18 protein-coding genes and 1 tRNA gene are annotated in these 15613 nt (G+C 66.1%); 14 read left to right on the forward strand and 5 right to left on the reverse strand.

Translation table 11 applies throughout. The features are described 5' to 3' along the window. Positions 1–2 precede the first annotated feature (2 nt). Positions 3–1025, reverse strand: a complete 1023-nt coding sequence (locus tag A6M56_RS22605; protein ID WP_045787278.1) for a serine/threonine-protein kinase — start codon at positions 1023–1025, stop codon at positions 3–5. Positions 1026–1172: 147 nt separating this feature from the next. Between A6M56_RS22605 and A6M56_RS22610 the strand changes: the two genes are divergently transcribed. From A6M56_RS22610 to rpoZ, 3 genes are all read left to right on the forward strand, one after another. Next, entirely contained in the window at positions 1173–2108 is a 936-nt protein-coding gene (locus A6M56_RS22610; RefSeq protein ID WP_045787277.1) for a YicC/YloC family endoribonuclease, read from the forward strand. Between the two features lie 26 nt (positions 2109–2134). Then, positions 2135–2800, forward strand: a complete 666-nt coding sequence (gmk, locus tag A6M56_RS22615) for a guanylate kinase (protein ID WP_045787276.1) — start codon at positions 2135–2137, stop codon at positions 2798–2800. Between the two features lie 137 nt (positions 2801–2937). Then, the gene (rpoZ, locus tag A6M56_RS22620) at positions 2938–3141 is read left to right on the forward strand and encodes a DNA-directed RNA polymerase subunit omega (RefSeq protein ID WP_045787275.1); all 204 of its coding nucleotides are present in this window, start codon (positions 2938–2940) and stop codon (positions 3139–3141) included. Between the two features lie 71 nt (positions 3142–3212). On the opposite strand, the gene A6M56_RS22625 is transcribed toward rpoZ, so the two are convergent. Beyond that, positions 3213–3395: a hypothetical protein gene (locus tag A6M56_RS22625; protein ID WP_045787274.1), complete on the reverse strand. Its 183-nt coding sequence runs from the start codon at positions 3393–3395 to the stop codon at positions 3213–3215. On the opposite strand from A6M56_RS22625, the gene A6M56_RS22630 reads away from it, so the two are divergent. Further along, on the forward strand, positions 3394–5808 hold the full coding sequence (locus A6M56_RS22630; RefSeq protein WP_045787273.1) for a RelA/SpoT family protein: 2415 nt from the start codon (positions 3394–3396) through the stop codon (positions 5806–5808). The two genes, A6M56_RS22625 and A6M56_RS22630, sit on opposite strands and share 2 nt — an antisense overlap. A gap of 161 nt (positions 5809–5969) precedes the next feature. Here the strand turns inward: A6M56_RS22630 and A6M56_RS22635 are convergent. Beyond that, a tRNA-Arg gene (locus A6M56_RS22635) sits at positions 5970–6046 on the reverse strand. A gap of 136 nt (positions 6047–6182) precedes the next feature. Between A6M56_RS22635 and greB the strand changes: the two genes are divergently transcribed. Then, positions 6183–6746 carry a transcription elongation factor GreB gene (gene greB / locus A6M56_RS22640; RefSeq protein ID WP_062738347.1) on the forward strand — a complete coding sequence of 188 codons (564 nt, stop codon included), beginning with the start codon at positions 6183–6185 and terminating at the stop codon, positions 6744–6746. Between the two features lie 9 nt (positions 6747–6755). Here the strand turns inward: greB and A6M56_RS22645 are convergent, their stop codons facing one another. Further along, entirely contained in the window at positions 6756–7589 is an 834-nt protein-coding gene (locus A6M56_RS22645; protein ID WP_045787271.1) for an EamA family transporter, read from the reverse strand. A 136-nt stretch (positions 7590–7725) separates the two neighbouring features. On the opposite strand from A6M56_RS22645, the gene A6M56_RS22650 reads away from it, so the two are divergent. From A6M56_RS22650 to A6M56_RS22660, 3 genes are all read left to right on the forward strand, one after another. Next, on the forward strand, positions 7726–8661 hold the full coding sequence (locus A6M56_RS22650) for a transcriptional regulator GcvA (RefSeq protein ID WP_102079955.1): 936 nt from the start codon (positions 7726–7728) through the stop codon (positions 8659–8661). Between the two features lie 72 nt (positions 8662–8733). After that, positions 8734–9129, forward strand: a complete 396-nt coding sequence (locus A6M56_RS22655) for a YXWGXW repeat-containing protein (protein ID WP_102079954.1) — start codon at positions 8734–8736, stop codon at positions 9127–9129. A 116-nt stretch (positions 9130–9245) separates the two neighbouring features. Beyond that, on the forward strand, positions 9246–9551 hold the full coding sequence (locus tag A6M56_RS22660; protein WP_045787268.1) for a hypothetical protein: 306 nt from the start codon (positions 9246–9248) through the stop codon (positions 9549–9551). Between the two features lie 6 nt (positions 9552–9557). On the opposite strand, the gene A6M56_RS22665 is transcribed toward A6M56_RS22660, so the two are convergent. Further along, entirely contained in the window at positions 9558–10592 is a 1035-nt protein-coding gene (locus A6M56_RS22665) for an extracellular catalytic domain type 1 short-chain-length polyhydroxyalkanoate depolymerase (protein WP_286758448.1), read from the reverse strand. Between the two features lie 298 nt (positions 10593–10890). On the opposite strand from A6M56_RS22665, the gene lysM reads away from it, so the two are divergent. The 6 genes from lysM to A6M56_RS22695 all read left to right on the forward strand — a co-directional run bounded on the left by lysM (position 10891) and on the right by A6M56_RS22695 (position 15593). After that, positions 10891–11376: a peptidoglycan-binding protein LysM gene (gene lysM, locus A6M56_RS22670; RefSeq protein ID WP_062738351.1), complete on the forward strand. Its 486-nt coding sequence runs from the start codon at positions 10891–10893 to the stop codon at positions 11374–11376. A 366-nt stretch (positions 11377–11742) separates the two neighbouring features. Further along, on the forward strand, positions 11743–12753 hold the full coding sequence (locus A6M56_RS22675; protein ID WP_102079953.1) for a thiamine pyrophosphate-dependent dehydrogenase E1 component subunit alpha: 1011 nt from the start codon (positions 11743–11745) through the stop codon (positions 12751–12753). A gap of 32 nt (positions 12754–12785) precedes the next feature. After that, positions 12786–13859 (forward strand): alpha-ketoacid dehydrogenase subunit beta, encoded by a 1074-nt coding sequence (locus tag A6M56_RS22680; protein WP_045787265.1) that lies wholly within the window; start codon positions 12786–12788, stop codon positions 13857–13859. Beyond that, positions 13856–14107, forward strand: coding sequence for a lipoyl domain-containing protein (locus A6M56_RS22685; protein ID WP_045787264.1), 252 nt, complete (start codon positions 13856–13858; stop codon positions 14105–14107). The genes A6M56_RS22680 and A6M56_RS22685 overlap by 4 nt, the downstream gene beginning before the upstream one ends. Beyond that, on the forward strand, positions 14104–14814 hold the full coding sequence (locus A6M56_RS22690) for a dihydrolipoamide acetyltransferase family protein (protein WP_102079952.1): 711 nt from the start codon (positions 14104–14106) through the stop codon (positions 14812–14814). The genes A6M56_RS22685 and A6M56_RS22690 overlap by 4 nt, the downstream gene beginning before the upstream one ends. Beyond that, on the forward strand, positions 14814–15593 hold the full coding sequence (locus tag A6M56_RS22695; RefSeq protein ID WP_052698612.1) for a lipoate--protein ligase family protein: 780 nt from the start codon (positions 14814–14816) through the stop codon (positions 15591–15593). Before A6M56_RS22690 ends, A6M56_RS22695 begins: the two co-directional genes overlap by 1 nt. Positions 15594–15613: the final 20 nt, after the last annotated feature.

Consider the following 15613-nt stretch of genomic DNA (forward strand, 5'->3'; position numbering starts at 1 on the left):
GGTCAGTTGTCCCGGCGGCGCAACAGGCTCATGAATCGCGTGGTCAGCGGCTCTTTTTCGTCCGGCACGGGACCGCCCAGCGTGACGGCAGTCAGAGCCTGCATCTCGGTCAGGGCATTGCTCTCTTCGCGCAACACCTTCTGCAGGCGGAAGACGCTTTGCGGGCGCTCTTCCGGCTTCAGCTTCAGGCACCAGCCGACCAGGTCGATCAGGCTGCTCGTATAGACCTTGCGCAGGCGCTCCAGGCCTTCTTCGAGCTTGTCCTCCTTTTCGCGCTGCGTGGCTTCCTGGGGCGGCGTGCCGGCCATGCAGGCGTAGATCGTGGCGCCGATGCTGTAGATGTCGGTCCACGGCCCCAGTTCGTTGTGCTTGCGATACAGCTCCGGCGCGGCAAAGCCGGGCGTATACATCGGCTGGAAGCGCGACGCCTCGGCAGTCAGCGTCTGCCGTGCCGCGCCAAAGTCGAGCAGGATCGGCGAGTGGTCTTCGCGCAGATAGATGTTGCCAGGCTTGATGTCGAGGTGGAGCAGCTTGTGGATGTGGACTTCGCGCAGACCGCTCATCAGGTCGTGGAAGACCTGGCGAATGAAACGCTCACGCAGCATCTTCAGCTTGCCCTGCTGGCGCGCGGCGAGAATGTGCTCCTGCAGCGTTTTGCCCTGCTCGTACGCCATCACCATGTAGACGGTGCCGTTTTCCCGGAAGAAATTCAGCACGCGCACGATGGCGGGGTGCGAAATCCTGGCCAGCGACCGGCCTTCTTCAAAGAAATACTTGAGCCCCAGGCGGAACGCGCTTGCGCTTTCTTCCGGCACGACGGGGATCAGCTCGCCGGGCGCGCGACGGGCCAGTGACGACGGCAGGTATTCCTTCACGGCCACCGGCGTCCCATGCTCGTCGGTGGCGAGATAGACGAAGCTGAACCCCCCGCTGGCCAACTTCTTTACAATACGATAGTTGGACAGCAACGTGCCGACCGGCAGCGGCGCACTGCGTGGCTGTCCTGAGCCTTTTGACTCTGTCATGGGTTTGTATCGCGAAATGGCTGACGGATTCTCCCCGAGCAGTCCATACGTTGTAAAGCGACAAAAGGTGGGGGATTCCCCGCCAATTCGGGGCCTGAAAAGACGCCGCCGGATTCCCGATCCGTATCCAGAACACACCACGATTCCATGATCCACAGTATGACCGGCTACGGCGTCGCTACACGCCAGGCAGCCTTTACCGATGCGCATGGCGCACCCAGCGGCGGCGTTGCCACCGTGTCGGTCGAATTCCGCACCGTCAATTCGCGCTTCCTCGACCTGCTGTTCCGCGCGCCGGAAGAGTGCCGCGCCTTCGAGCCGGCCCTGCGCGAGATGCTCATGAGCGCGCTGTCGCGGGGCAAGCTCGAATGCCGGATCAACCTCCAGCGCCAGGAAGCCGCCAGCGATGTCGCCGCCCTCAATGTCGACGTGCTGCAACAGCTGGTGAAGCTGGAGCAGGAAGTCACCCGTCATCTGCCCGCTTCGGGATCGCTGCGCATGGGCGAGATCCTGCGCTGGCCCGGAGTGCTCGCAGAGCCGCAACTGACGCAGGACGCTCTGCGCGATGCCGTGATCGACGCCGCCAAAGAGGCGCTCAAGCAACTTCTGGAGTCGCGCCGCCGCGAAGGCGATGCGCTCAAGGCCGTGTTGCTGGAGCGCGTCGACGCGATGCTGGCGATCGTCGATCGGTTGACGCCGATGGTGCCCGTGCTGATCCAGCAGCATCAGGACAAGCTGACGGAGCGCCTGCGCGAAGCGTTCGGGCTCGCCGCGCCGGAAGGCACGCCGGCGCTCACCCGCGACGAGCTCTCCGAGCGGATCCGTCAGGAGGCGACCGTCTACGGCATCCGCATCGACATCGCCGAAGAGCTCTCGCGCCTGCAGGCGCACCTGCGTGAGACGCGCCACATCCTGGAGAAGGGCGGCCAGATCGGCAAACGCCTGGATTTCATGATGCAGGAGCTCAACCGGGAGGCCAACACGCTCGGCTCGAAGGCCGCCGCCAAGGAACTGGCGGACGCGTCGATGGAGCTGAAGCTGCTCATCGAGCAGATGCGCGAGCAGGTCCAGAACCTCGAATAACACCCTCAGCACGACAGAACGAGAACATGCCATCCCCTCAAGCGCACTCCGCCGTTGATACGCCCATCGAGAACCATTTTCCGGGCAGCCTGTTCATGGTCGTGGCGCCGTCTGGCGCCGGCAAGTCGACGCTGGTGAACGCGCTGCTGGCGCAGGATCCATCGATCCGGCTGTCGATCTCGGCCACCACGCGCAAGCCGCGCCCGGGCGAGCAGCATGGCCGCGAATACAACTTCATGACCGTGGAGGAATTCAAGGCCTGCCGTGACCGCGGCGAGTTCCTCGAATGGGCGGAGGTGCACGGCAACTACTACGCCACCTCGCGCGTGTGGATCGAAGAGCAGATGCGCGCCGGCACCGACGTCCTGCTGGAGATCGACTGGCAGGGTGCGCAGCAGGTGCACCGCCGTTTTGCCAACGCGGTGGAGATCTTCATCCTGCCGCCATCGCTCACGGCGCTGGAAGACCGCCTGAAGAAGCGCGGCCAGGACGAACCCAATGTGATCGTGCGCCGCCTGCTCGCCGCCGGCTCCGAGATGGCCCACGCGCCCGAAGCCGACTACGTGATCATCAACGAAGATTTCAACACGGCACTCACCGAACTTCGCACGGTCGTGCAGGCGACGCGGCTGCGTTTCGGTGCACAGAAGGCGCGCCACGGCGAGCTTTTCGTGGAACTGGGCATCCATTGAGCCGTGCGGTGCGCCCGGGTTTTCCGGTGCACCGGCAAAAGTGTGGTAGCGCTCGTGCCGCCGCCGGCTGCGAGGCGAGGGCTGTGCTGCTGCTAAAATACCGAGATCAACAAGATTTGCCACCAGGTGGAGTTTTCATGGCGCGTATTACCGTCGAAGATTGCTTGAAACAGATTCCGAACCGCTTCGAACTGGCGCTGGCCGCAACGTACCGCGCGCGTCAGTTGGTGCAGGGCCACACGCCCAAGGTCGATGCCAAGGACAAGCCCACCGTGATCGCGCTGCGCGAGATCGCCGCCGGCCAGGTCGGTATCGAAATGCTCAAGAAGGTCCCTTCCTGAGCTGACGCATTGCCTGGCGTGGTACGCTGCCCCGGTCACTGATCGCGGCGATGGATCGTTCGTGCGATCTTTCATGGATGTGAAAGCCGCGATTGCCCGAGACCCGGCATGCCTACCTCGCCTGCTTCCTCTTCTCCCAGGACCAAACGTCCCGCCACGCACGAGAACCACGTGCCGCCGGCGGGACCGTCCGGCAGCGCGCCGGCCGAGTCGGTGCCGCCATCTGGGTCTTCCTCCGCTTCGTTGGTCTCCATGCCGTCATCCGCTTCCGGCCCCACGTCGCCTCGCACGGGCGCGCCGAACCTGCCTGACCCGCGTGGCGCCGACCTGGTAGGGGAGCGGTCGGCACTGCCGCCCAAATCCCACAAGAGCCCTGCCGCCGACGCGGCCACTCCGGCCGCCAAGCCGGAGGCCGGCGACACCCTCTTCATCGATGCGGTGCTGGAGCAGACTTACCGGCACCTGTTCGGCCCGACTTCGCAGCCGGCCGCGCCGCCGCGCCAGCAGGTCGTTTCCATCGCGGGGCTCACAGAGAAACTGTCGTACCTGAAGCCCGCTGACCTCAAGCTGGTGAAGGAGGCATTCCACTTCTCCGATGAGGCGCACCTCGGCCAGTACCGCCAGAGCGGCGAGCCGTACATCACGCACCCGGTGGCGGTGGCGGAAATCTGCGCCGGCTGGAAGCTCGACGTGCAATCGATCATGGCGGCATTGCTGCACGACGTGATCGAAGACCAGGGCGTCACCAAGAGCGAACTCGCCGAGAAATTCGGCCCGAAGGTCGCGGAACTCGTCGATGGGTTGACCAAGCTGGACAAGCTCGAATTCCAGAGCCGCGAGCAGGCGCAGGCCGAGAGCTTCCGCAAGATGCTGCTCGCGATGGCGCGCGATGTGCGCGTGATCCTCGTCAAGCTGGCCGACCGTACGCACAACATGCGCACGCTCGACCATGTACCGCCCGAGAAGCGCCGCCGCATCGCGGGCGAGACGATGGAGATCTACGCGCCGATCGCGCACCGGCTCGGTCTGAACACGACGTATCGCGAGCTGCAGGAACTGAGCTTCCGCATCGGGTCGCCGTTCCGGTATGCCACGCTCGAGAAGGCCGTCAAGGCGGCGCGCGGCAACCGGCGCGAAGTGGTGAGTCGCATCCTTGAGGCCGCGCAGCGGGCCCTGACGGATGCCGGCATCCCGGCCGAGATGACCGGCCGCGAGAAGACGCTCTACAGCATCTATCGCAAGATGCACGACAAGCAGCTGTCGTTTTCGCAGGTGCTGGACGTGTACGGTTTTCGCGTGGTGGTCGACACGCAGATGCAGTGCTACATGGCGATGGGCGCGCTGCACAGCCTCTACAAGCCGATGCCCGGCAAGTTCAAGGACTACATCGCCATTCCGAAGATCAACGGTTACCAGTCGCTGCACACGACGCTGGTGGGCCCGTTCGGCACGCCGGTGGAGTTCCAGATCCGCACGCGCGAGATGAACCAGATCGCGGAAGCCGGCGTGGCCGCGCACTGGATGTACAAGCAGCATCACGACGAGCCCGATCGCGCGCAGCAGCAGGCGCATCAGTGGTTGCAGTCGCTGCTGGATATCCAGAGCCAGACGGGCGATTCGCAGGAGTTTCTCGAGCACGTCAAGATCGACCTGTTCCCCGATGCCGTCTATGTGTTCACGCCCAAGGGCGAGATCCGCGCACTGCCGCGCGGCGCCACGGCGCTGGATTTCGCCTATGCCGTGCACAGCGATCTGGGCAACCAGTGCGTGGCGGTCAAGATCAACAACGAGCTGCTGCCGCTGCGTACCGAACTCAAGAACGGCGACATCGTTGAAGTGGTGACCGCGCCGTACTCCAAGCCGAATCCGGCCTGGCTCACGTTTGTGCGCACGGGCAAGGCGCGTGCGGCCATCCGTCATTTCCTCAAGACGGCCAAGCTGGACGAGGCGATTCAGCTGGGCGAACGCCTGCTCGATCAGGCCCTGCGCCAGCTCGGTATCGACATGAAGGCCGTGCCGGCGCCGGTGTGGGAGCGCATCGTGCAGTGGACGGGCAACAAGGCGCGCGAAGACGTCTTCGCAGACCTGGCGCTCGGGCGCAGGGTGGCCGCCGTGGTGGCGCGCCGCATCGAGATCGTCCTGCAGGATGCCGGACACGAGGGCGACGAGGCGCTGATGGCCGCGGTCCATACCTTTGCGGGCGACGAGGCACCGGCCGTCACGGTCAGCGGCGACGAGGGCATGGCGATGGTGTTCTCGCCGTGCTGCCGGCCCATCCCCGGCGACCCGATCGTCGGCTACATCGGCAAGGGCGAAGGGCTGCAGATCCACGTGCAGGAGTGCCGCGTCGCCAAGCGGCTGCACGGCAAGGATCCGGAACACTGGATCGACGTCATGTGGGCCGAGCACACGACGCGCGCCTTCGATGTGTCGATCAAGGTGCTGGTGCGCAACACCAAGGGCATTCTCGCGCGCGTGGCGGCGGACCTTACGTCGGCCGACGCCAACGTGGCGCATGTGTCGATGGAGCAGGAGGGCGACCAGGAGGCGACGTTCATGACGTTCCTGATCCAGGTGCATGACCGCGTGCACCTGGCAGACGTGATGCGCGCGCTGCGGCGCAACCCGGATGTGATCCGCATTGCGCGGGATCGTGGCGGCGACTGACGTCCTGCCCGAGCGAGGAACCAAGAAGGCGAGGCCACGAGGCTTCGCTTTTTTGTTTGTGATCCACGCGCGAAGCACGTCGGCGTGAGGTCGTGCCCCGAGCCTGTCGAACGGGCAAAAGAAAAGGGCTTCCATTTCTGGAAGCCCTTTTTGAATGAGGTTGGCGCGGCTGGCAGGATTCGAACCCACGACCCCTTGGTTCGTAGCCAAGTACTCTATCCAACTGAGCTACAGCCGCAACCGAGAAATGAGATTATACAGAGATTTTCGATCTTGTGAACCCCCTTCTTCACTTTTTCTTCGCTGGAGTTGTCGACGGGGCCACCTTTCTATAATGGAGCCTTGATCCATCAGGCTTTACCGTTGGTCCGACCATGAACAAGGCTTTCGTCCGGGAAGATGCCGGCGACGATGAAGACGACCTGCCCGAAGGTGCTGCGCCGCTGCCGCCGGGGTCGAAGAACTACATCACACCTGCGGGGTACGAGCGCCTGCGCACCGAGCTGATGCACCTGATCGACACCGAGCGGCCCGAAGTGGTGGGCATCGTGTCGTGGGCCGCGTCAAATGGCGACCGCTCCGAGAACGGCGACTACCTCTACGGCAAGAAGCGGCTGCGCGAAATCGATCGGCGCATCCGCTTCCTCACGCGCCGCATCGAAAAGGCCGAGGTGGTCGACGCCAGCCTGCAGGGCGACAACGACCAGATCTTCTTCGGCGCCACGGTCACCTATGCGAACCAGGCCGGCGAGGAAACCACCATCACGATCGTCGGCATGGACGAGGTCGATCTCGACAAGGGTCACGTGAGCTGGATCTCGCCGATTGCGCGCGCGCTCATCAAGGCGCGTGAAGGCGATACGGTGCCGCTGCGCACGCCCACGGGCGTGGAGCAGATCGACATCCTTGAAGTCCGGTATCCGCCGCGCAAGACGTGAGCGCGACGCTCAGGCCGGATGGCCCAGGCAATAGGCGCCCAGGGCAATCACGGAGCAGGCCGACAGGCGTCGCGCGGTGAGCGACTCCTTCAGGAACACGCGGCCGAGCAGTGCAGCAAATACCACCGACGTTTCGCGCAGGGCCGATACCGGGCCCATCGGCGCGAGCGTGACGGCCCAGATGACGATGCCGTACGCGGCCAGCGACACCACGCCGCCGCCGAACGCCTTGAGCGTGTCGGCGTCGCGCACGTCGATGTTCAGCGGGCCCTTCCACACGCGATACAGCAGCACCATCGGCAGGCCATCGAGCATGAACAGCCACGCCGAATAGGCGTTGGCGTTGCCCGCCGCGCGCGCGCCGATGCCGTCGCACACCGTGTAGCAGGCGATGAACACACCGGTGGCCAGCGCAGCCAGCGTCGAGCCGACGTCTGCCTTGCGGCCGCGCGCCAGGCTCAAGATGCCGCCGCTGACCAGTACCACGCCGGTCAGCGCGATCGCGCCGGGCATCTCGCCCGCAAACAGGGCGGCACCGACCGTCACCAGCAGCGGCGACGAGCCCCGCGCGATGGGATAGACCTGCCCGAACTCTCCGAACCGGTAGGCGCGCGCGAGGAAGACGTTGTACCCGACGTGCAGTACGGCCGAGACCGCGACGTACGGCCAAGCCGCCGGGGCGGGCAGCGGCAGGGCGATCGCCATCGGCACGGCCGCCACGCCCGAGGCCAGCGTCATCAGCGTGATGGCGCGCAGGCGGTCGGTGCCGCTTTTGAGCAGCGCATTCCAAGACGCATGAAGCAGCGCGGCGCACAGGACGAGAGCGATGACGGCGGGGGTCACGATGGCGATGTGTGATCGGGTGGATTTTTCTCACCCGATATCGCATGGATTGGATGAAGAAGCGCCAGCGTATCCCCAGAAAGAGGGATTCACAATCGATATATACTGACCCGATCTGTGCAAAAAACTCACGTGAATGCGCCAGCTGCCCCCACTGAACGCGGTGCGCGCCTTTGAATCGGCGGCCCGCCATCTGAGCTTCACGCGCGCCGGCGAAGAGCTCAACGTCACGCATGGCGCCATCAGCCGGCAGATCCGCGCGCTGGAAGCGTGGCTCGGCGTCGTGTTGTTCCGACGGCTGAATCGCCGCGTCGAGCTGACCGACGCCGGCCAGCGTTACCTGTCCGAGATCGGTGTCGCGCTCGATCGCATCAGCATGGCCAGCCAGGCACTGCGTGATCGCGATGCGGCGCGCATTCTGCGCGTGAACAGCATCCCGACCTTCACGATGCGCTGGCTGATTCCGCGGCTTTCGACATTTCAGATGCGGTTTCCGCGGGTGGAGGTGCGGCTCACCACCTCCACCGACGACATCGAAGACTTGCCCGACCATTTCGACGTGATCATCCGTGGCGGGCCGGAGATCCACGCGGGATTCCGCTCGGGCCGGTTCCTCGACGAGAGTCGCTTTCCGGTATGCAGCCCGGCGCTGCTCGAACGCGTGCCGTTGCGGGCGCCATCGGATTTGCGCCATCACACGCTGCTGCATTCCGATACGTTGCCCTCGGTGTGGCCGAGCTGGCTCGTGCTCGCGGAGGTGCCGAACCTGCGGCCGGCGCATGCGCTCACGTTCGAGCATTTCTATCTGTCGATCCAGGCCGCGATCGACGGGCTCGGTGTGGCGATGGGGCCCTCGGCGCTCATCACCGAGGACCTGGAGGAGGGGCGTCTGGTGGCCCCCTTTCCGGACCTTGCGTTGAGCGCGCGCAGCTACTACTGGTACTGCCCCGCGCGCAACCTGGGCGACGAAGTGGTGCAGGCATTCTGTGCGTGGCTGGAGGAGCCTCGCCCACAACGTCACACAAACGTGAACACATTGTCGGTCTCCCGTAACGAAGGTAACGCTGCGTAACACCCTAGAGCCGGTCGAGGTGCGCGATGCTACGATCGAATCAAGCTCGATTGCCTTGAAGGAGGTCCTGATATGAAGAAGAACGCATGGATGCTCGCCGCCTGCCTGGTGGCAGCCGGATTGGCCGGTTCGATCGCTCTGCCGGCACAGGCTCAGGTTTCCATTGGGGTGCAGATCGGGCCGAGCTACGCTCCGCCGCCGCCTCGCTATGAAGCCGTGCCGGTCCTGCCGCCCGGCTATGTCTGGACGCCCGGTTACTGGCAATGGCGTGACGGGCGTTATGTCTGGCGCTCCGGATATCGCGTGCATGCCCGGCCAGGCTATTACTGGCGCGAGCCACGCTGGGAGCAGGGTCCGCGTGGCTGGGTATTGCGTGAAGGCGGCTGGGATCGCGACGACGACGGACACGGGCGCGGCCATGGCCGCTATCACTGCCCGCCGGGCCACGCACGCAAGGGCGAGTGCTGATACTGACGCTGCAACGGCAAGCCGGTCCTGGACCGGCTTGTTTTTTGCGAACACGGTCTGTGATGCAGCGCCCGGCACGGTCAACGTACCTTCGGGCCGTTTCTCCAGGAGGCAACATGACAGTGCAATCGAATTGGCGCACCGAGTTCTACAAGGGCTTCGACGTCTACGTGCTGGCCATTCCGCGCGCGGAGCGGGCGTCCGGCGAAGGCGCAACGGCGCCGTCGCAATGGGACTTTGTGGTGCGCATCTGCGAGTCGGGGGCGGATCCGACAGCGGTGGAGACGCTCGTCGCCCATTCGCATGACGAGCGGCCGCTGCCCACGCGCGCGCACGCCGAAGATGCCGGCCTTACACGCGGCTACGGGCTGGTCGATGCGCTGCTTGGGCGCAATGCCGTGCAGCAGTCGATCGATCTCTGACGGCGCTTATGCCGCCAGGGCTTCGGCACGCGCGTGCTGCCGCGCGAATTGCCACCACAGCCAGGTGGCATCCGGCCCGGGCGCGTGAAACGCATAGCGCGGGTCGCCCCCGCTCCAGGCGTGGCCCGTGGCGGCGATTTGGCACAGGCTGACCACGCATTCACCGTCGCGCATGTCGTTACGCAGGACGAAGCCTTCGCCGCGCACGGTCTCGCGCGAGACGCCGTTGGTGTCGCCGAGGTGGTTCAGCGCGCGAAACTGCGCGGCCAGCTGCAACTGGTTGGCCGGGTTGACGGCTTCGTCGCGCAGGCCGTGCAGGATCATCGTCGGCATGCCGGGGTAGGTGGCCACATTCACCAGGCCGGAGAGCGCATCCACCACATCGACGCGCGCACCACGGCGCATCAGGTTCAATGCGGAAGCCGCCGACCGGGCCACGCCGAGGGCCGAGCCGGAGTGCAAGGCCAACGCCGCGAACAGCGTCGGATGACGCAGCGCCATCAACCCCGCCAGGCCTGCGCCCGCCGACAACCCTGCGAGATAGACCCGCGACGGGTCCGCACCCGTGCGCGCCACGGTCTGTTCAACGAGCTGCACGAGGCCGTCAGCCTCGCGTGCTCCCGTATGCTCGGGGTCGTACCAATGCCAGCAACACTGCGGATGCGCGCGGCGCGGTTGCTCCGGATACAGCACGATGAAGCCTTCGCGGTCTGCGAGCGCGTTCATGCGCGTGCCATGTGCGAGCACTTCGGCCGACTGCTTGCAGCCATGCAGCATGACCATGAGCGCCGGTGGCTTGCTGCCGCGCGCAGGCGGTGTGTAGAGCCAGTATTCCGGCCGGCGTGCCACCACGGCGGGGGACTCGGGTTCATAGATGAACTGCTCGCGCACGAACGCGCCCTCCGTCGGGGTCGGGCGCAGGCGGCGGGGCCCGTCGCGACGGGCGGCCGGCTTCGCGGGCTTGACGGGCTTGGGCGGCCACGACTGGCGGCCGAACCCCGGCGAGGCAAGGGCGTCGACCAGCCGGGTGATGGACTTCATCCACGTACGGTGCATGACGGCGGCGGATGGCTCGGATGAGAACGATGGTGCCTGTGCTGCCCGAGCGATCGCAAGTGGTTTCGATAACAGTCGGACAGTGTGCCAGTGATTTTGTTGCGTTGCAGCACTGCAAATGAAAACGACTTCCCACGTGCGTTGGCAGGCGCACAGTTTGCATTTGCGCCCCGACTGTCATGGAGACAAGGTGGGCGACCGGCTACACTGCCGCGGAAGGCGCGCGCCCCCACGCGCCTTTTCCGCTTTCCTCGTTCCCCGTTGTTGACACAAGGAGGTCGTTATGGGTTTTTTTGACTTCATCAAGGAAGCTGGCGAGAAGCTCTTCCACGGCAGTGCGGCCGCCGCCCCTGCCGCCGCACCGGCCGACGCGGATGCCGCAAAGGCCGCGGACGACGCCAAGGGCCAGGCGATCCAGGACTACATCGCCAAGCAGGGCCTGAGCGCCACGGCGCTCTCGGTGCAGGTCGAAGGTGACACGGCCAAGGTGTTTGGCGTGGCACCCGATCAGGCAACGCGCGAGAAGATCATCCTGTGCTGCGGCAATGTCGAGGGCATCAAGTCGGTGGATGACCAGATGTCGGTCAACACGGAGTCGGCCGAGTCGCAATGGCACACCGTCGAGCGCGGCGACACGCTCTCGGCCATCGCCAAGAAGTTCTATGGCGATGCGAACAAGTACCCGGTCATCTTCGAGGCCAACAAGCCGATGCTGTCGGACCCGAACAAGATCTATCCGGGCCAGAAGCTGCGCATTCCGGCAGCGTGAACTGTCTGGCAGTGGAACCACGGGAAAGGGCCTTCGGGCCCTTTTTCTTTGGCGCGGCCTGCGCACGGTTCTGCATCCGCTTTCCGCTTGCGACCGCCCCTGAGGCGCGCGATGGATGACGGCAGCCGACTGAGACATCTGTCTCGTTCGCTGCGACGGGTGTCTCGCTGCACGGCCCGCAGTTGAGACATCCTGAAGCGCGCACCCATCTCGCACACCATGGCCGCGAAGCCTTTTGCCACAAGGCTTTGCGGCAGATGCTCCCGCTCGAGCCGCCCAGCCTGTTGCAGCTGGCACCCCTCTTGCAATTCCCGGTCAGCCGGCCCAGCAGCCGGACACCAATACGAGAGCAAGAGGAGACTTTGCATGGACCCCACACCGCAACATCTTCTGTGGATGTACGAGAAGATGATCGAGATTCGCCAATATGAAGAGACCATGGCGAAGGTCTATCTGGAAGGCAAGCTGCCGCCGAAGATTCAGAAGGGCCTGGCGTTTGACATTGGCGCCGGCCCCGTGCCGGGGGAGATGCACCTGTCGGCAGGGCAGGAGCCGGTGGCCGTCGGCGTATGTGCGCACCTGCGGCCCGAAGACACCGTGGTCGGGCCGCACCGTGCCCACCATTTCGCCATCTCCAAGGGCGTGCCGCTTGACGAGATGACGGCCGAGATCTTCGGCAAGGCCACGGGCCTGGGCCGCGGCAAGGGCGGCCATATGCACCTGTTCCACCCCGAGACGAAGTTCTCCTGCAGCGGCATCGTGGGCGCGAGCATGCCGCAGGCCTGCGGCGCCGCGCTCGCGGCACGCAAGCTCAACAAGGATTGGGTGGCGGTCGCCGTGTTCGGCGAAGGCGCGGCCAACCAGGGCGCGTTCCACGAATCGCTGAACCTGGCCGCGCTGTGGAAGCTGCCCGTCATCTTCATCTGCGAAGACAACAAGTACGGCATCTCGGTCGAGAAATCCGAATCGACGGCGGTGCCGTCCAACGACGTGCGCGCGGCCGGCTATGGCATGCCGGGCGTGCTGGTCGATCGCAATGATGCCGTGGCGGTGTATCGCGCCGCCGGCCAGGCCGTGGCCCGGGCGCGCCGCGGCGAGGGCCCCACGCTGATCGAGGTGAAGACCGACCGCTACCTCGGCCATTTCCAGGGCGACCCCGAAACCTATCGCCCGAAGGACGAGGCGAAGCACCTGCGCGAGTCCGATCCCATCAACCTGCTCGGCAGCAGCCTGCGTGCGTCGGGCCTGCTCGATGACAACGCGGATGCCGCACTGCGGGCCGCAATCGCTGCGCGCATCGACGCGGCCTACGACTTCGGCCGCAACAGCCCGTACCCCGAGCCGAGCGACGCGCTGAACCACGTTTTCGTCCACTAAGCAGCCCCTGCGGCCATTCCAGGAGACTCACCATGCAAGCCTCACAAGGCGCGGCGCAGGGCGCGCGCACCCTCACCATGGCGCAGGCCATTTCCGAAGCCATCGGCCAGGAAATGGAGCGCGACCCGCGTGTCTTCGTCATGGGCGAAGACATCGGCAAGTACGGCGGCATTTTCAGCGCGACCACTGGGTTGCTCGACCGCTTCGGGCCGGATCGCATCATGGACACGCCGATCTCGGAGACGGCCTTCATCGGGGCGGCGCTGGGCGCAGCGGCAGAAGGCCTGCGCCCCATCGCCGAGCTGATGTTCGTGGATTTCTTCGGGGTGTGCTTCGACCAGATCTACAACCATCTGGCCAAGAACACCTACATGTCCGGTGGCCGTGTCGCGCTGCCGGCGGTCATCACCACCGGCATCGGCGGCGGCTACAACGATGCGGCCCAGCACTCGCAATGCCTGTACGCGAGCTTTGCGCACATGCCAGGGATGAAGGTGGTCGTACCGTCCAACGCATACGACGCCAAGGGCCTGATGATCCAGGCCATCCGCGACGACAACCCCGTCATCTTCTGCTACCACAAGGGCATCATGGGCCTGTCGTGGATGTCCTACTTCGAGGGCAGCACGAACGCGGTCCCCGAAGAGGCCTACACGATCCCCTTCGGGCAGGCGCGCGTGGCGCGCGAAGGCCGCGACGTGACCATCGTCACGCTCTCGCAGATGGTGCAGAAGTCATTGTTGGCGGCCGAGCAGCTCGCCGCCGAGGGCATTGACGTTGAGGTGATCGACCTGCGCACCATCGTGCCGCTCGACCGCCAGGCCGTGCTGCGCTCGGTGGCCAAGACCGGCCGTCTGCTGGTGGCCGACGAGGACTACCTCAGCTTCGGCCTGTCTGGCGAGATTGCCGCCATCGTGGCGGAGAACCTCGACACCGTGGCATTGCGCGCGCCCGTGCGGCGCGTGGCGGTGCCCGACGTGCCCATCCCGTACTCCCGGCCGCTCGAGCAGTTCGTCATTCCGCAGGTCGACAGCATCGCCGCGCAGGTGCGTGCGCTGGTGCAGCACCAACCCGTTTCCTATTCACTCAAGCGAGAAGCAGCATGATCGACGTATTGATGTCTGACGCCGCCTGGCAGGACGTGGAAGAGGGCACCGAGGCCCTGTTGCAGGAGTGGCTCGTCAAGCCCGGGGAGGCGGTGAGCGCCGGGCAGCCGTTGGCGGTGGTGGAGCTCGTCAAGACCACGCATGAGGTAACGGCGCCGGCCGACGGCGTGGTCGCCGCGCTGGAGGTGGCCGCGCAGGACACCTTCGGGCGCAGCGCCGTCCTCGCACGGCTGGAGCCCAAGGCATGAGCCACGACCTTGCTTCCGTGCCGGAGGCCGGCGCGCGCCGTGTCGTGCCGCTCGCCGGCATGCGCGGCGCCATCGCGCGCTCCATGGGCGCCGCGTGGCAGGTGCCGCGCGTGGCGCAGTCGATCGAGGTGGATGCCACCCGGTTGGAAGCCGCCGTGCAGGCCCTGCAGCAGCAGCTCGGGCCGCAGTGCAAGGTCACGCTGACGGCCTTCGTGCTGCGCGCTGTGGCGCTGACGCTGCGCGAGCATCCGCGCCTGAACGCCCGCGTGGTGGAAAAGGAAGTCGAGCTGATGCCCGACGTCAACATCGGCCTGGCCGTCAGCCTCGACGAGGGGCTGATGGTGCCGGTGCTGCGCCAGGTCGATACGAAGCCGGTGGCCGACATTGCCGCCGAGAGCCGCCGCCTGGCGGAAGGCGCGCGGGCGGGCACGCTGTCACCGGGCAGCTACCAGCAGGGCACGTTCACCGTCACCAACCTGGGCATGACCGGTATCGACAGCTTCACCCCGATCATCAACGTGCCGCAGGTCGCCATCCTCGGCGTGACGCGCGTTGCCAGGCGCGTGGTGGTGCGCAACGACAGCATCGTGATCGCGCCGATGATGGGCCTGCATCTCGTCTTCGATCACCGCGCTGTGGACGGCTACCCGGCCGCGCGCTTCCTGACCGACCTGCGCACGCGGTTGGAAACCTCGGAAGGCCTGTGATGCTCGCGCCCGCCTTTCTTGCCGACGGCATCCACTGCGCGCAGGAGCAGGCGTGGAACCGCGCGCAGCTTGCGCAGCCGGTTCTGCGGCCCGCCGTGCGGCTGTGGACCTATGCGGCGCCCGGTGTCGTGCTCGGCCGCGCGCAGGCCACGCTGCATGCGCAGCTGGCGGGCGGCCGTACGCCGGTGGTCGTGCGCGATGCCGGAGGCGGCGCGGTGCTGACGGGGCCGTGGATGCTGTCCGCGTCGATCGTGCTGCCTGCAGACCACCCGTTGCTCGCGACCGGCACGGTGTCCAGCTACCGCTGGCTCGGGATGCTGCATGCGGGCCTGCTGCGCGATCTCGGCATGGCCGCCCATGCGGTGGCGCCCGAGGCGCTGCAGGCGGCGCGCCCGGACCCGTCGCTCAAGTGGGCCTGCTTTGGCGGCCTGTCGCCGTGGGAAGTCGTTGTCGGCCAGCGCAAGATCGTTGGGCTCGCCCAGGTCCGGCGGCGCACCGGCGCCTTGCTCACCTGCGGCACGCTGCTTTCACCTCCTGACTGGCCGCTGCTGTGCAGCGTGCTGGGCGCGGACACCGCCGACGTCGCGCGCTTGCAGGCCTGCACGACGTCGTGTGCGGAAGAGCTCGGCACGCCGCTGATGGCGACCGTCCTGGCCGAGCGCCTGCACCACATGCTCATCGACGTGCTTGGCGAACACGACGATCCGGGCGGCCCCTCTCGACCACGCCGCGCGCGCCGACCGGCGCCGGGCCCCCTGTCCGCCGCGGCGGGCCCGTGATCCCACGGCCAACGCAGTGC

It is taken from the genome of Ralstonia sp. RL (assembly GCF_001683835.1).
Classification (GTDB): Bacteria; Pseudomonadota; Gammaproteobacteria; order Burkholderiales; family Burkholderiaceae; genus Ralstonia; species Ralstonia mannitolilytica.

Bases quoted from the DNA above. Each gene is read 5' to 3' on its own strand.
- A6M56_RS22690 (WP_102079952.1), top strand. From the start codon at position 14,104: ATGAGCCACGACCTTGCTTCCGTGCCGGAGGCCGGCGCGCGCCGTGTC.
- lysM (WP_062738351.1), top strand. From the start codon at position 10,891: ATGGGTTTTTTTGACTTCATCAAGGAAGCTGGCGAGAAGCTCTTCCAC.
- A6M56_RS22680 (WP_045787265.1), top strand. From the start codon at position 12,786: ATGCAAGCCTCACAAGGCGCGGCGCAGGGCGCGCGCACCCTCACCATG.
- A6M56_RS22610 (WP_045787277.1), top strand. From the start codon at position 1,173: ATGATCCACAGTATGACCGGCTACGGCGTCGCTACACGCCAGGCAGCC.
- A6M56_RS22660 (WP_045787268.1), top strand. From the start codon at position 9,246: ATGACAGTGCAATCGAATTGGCGCACCGAGTTCTACAAGGGCTTCGAC.
- A6M56_RS22695 (WP_052698612.1), top strand. From the start codon at position 14,814: ATGCTCGCGCCCGCCTTTCTTGCCGACGGCATCCACTGCGCGCAGGAG.
- A6M56_RS22630 (WP_045787273.1), top strand. From the start codon at position 3,394: ATGCCGTCATCCGCTTCCGGCCCCACGTCGCCTCGCACGGGCGCGCCG.
- A6M56_RS22675 (WP_102079953.1), top strand. From the start codon at position 11,743: ATGGACCCCACACCGCAACATCTTCTGTGGATGTACGAGAAGATGATC.
- greB (WP_062738347.1), top strand. From the start codon at position 6,183: ATGAACAAGGCTTTCGTCCGGGAAGATGCCGGCGACGATGAAGACGAC.
- A6M56_RS22650 (WP_102079955.1), top strand. From the start codon at position 7,726: ATGCGCCAGCTGCCCCCACTGAACGCGGTGCGCGCCTTTGAATCGGCG.
- A6M56_RS22625 (WP_045787274.1), bottom strand. From the start codon at position 3,395: ATGGAGACCAACGAAGCGGAGGAAGACCCAGATGGCGGCACCGACTCG.
- A6M56_RS22655 (WP_102079954.1), top strand. From the start codon at position 8,734: ATGAAGAAGAACGCATGGATGCTCGCCGCCTGCCTGGTGGCAGCCGGA.
- A6M56_RS22665 (WP_286758448.1), bottom strand. From the start codon at position 10,592: ATGAAGTCCATCACCCGGCTGGTCGACGCCCTTGCCTCGCCGGGGTTC.
- A6M56_RS22605 (WP_045787278.1), bottom strand. From the start codon at position 1,025: ATGACAGAGTCAAAAGGCTCAGGACAGCCACGCAGTGCGCCGCTGCCG.
- gmk (WP_045787276.1), top strand. From the start codon at position 2,135: ATGCCATCCCCTCAAGCGCACTCCGCCGTTGATACGCCCATCGAGAAC.
- rpoZ (WP_045787275.1), top strand. From the start codon at position 2,938: ATGGCGCGTATTACCGTCGAAGATTGCTTGAAACAGATTCCGAACCGC.
- A6M56_RS22685 (WP_045787264.1), top strand. From the start codon at position 13,856: ATGATCGACGTATTGATGTCTGACGCCGCCTGGCAGGACGTGGAAGAG.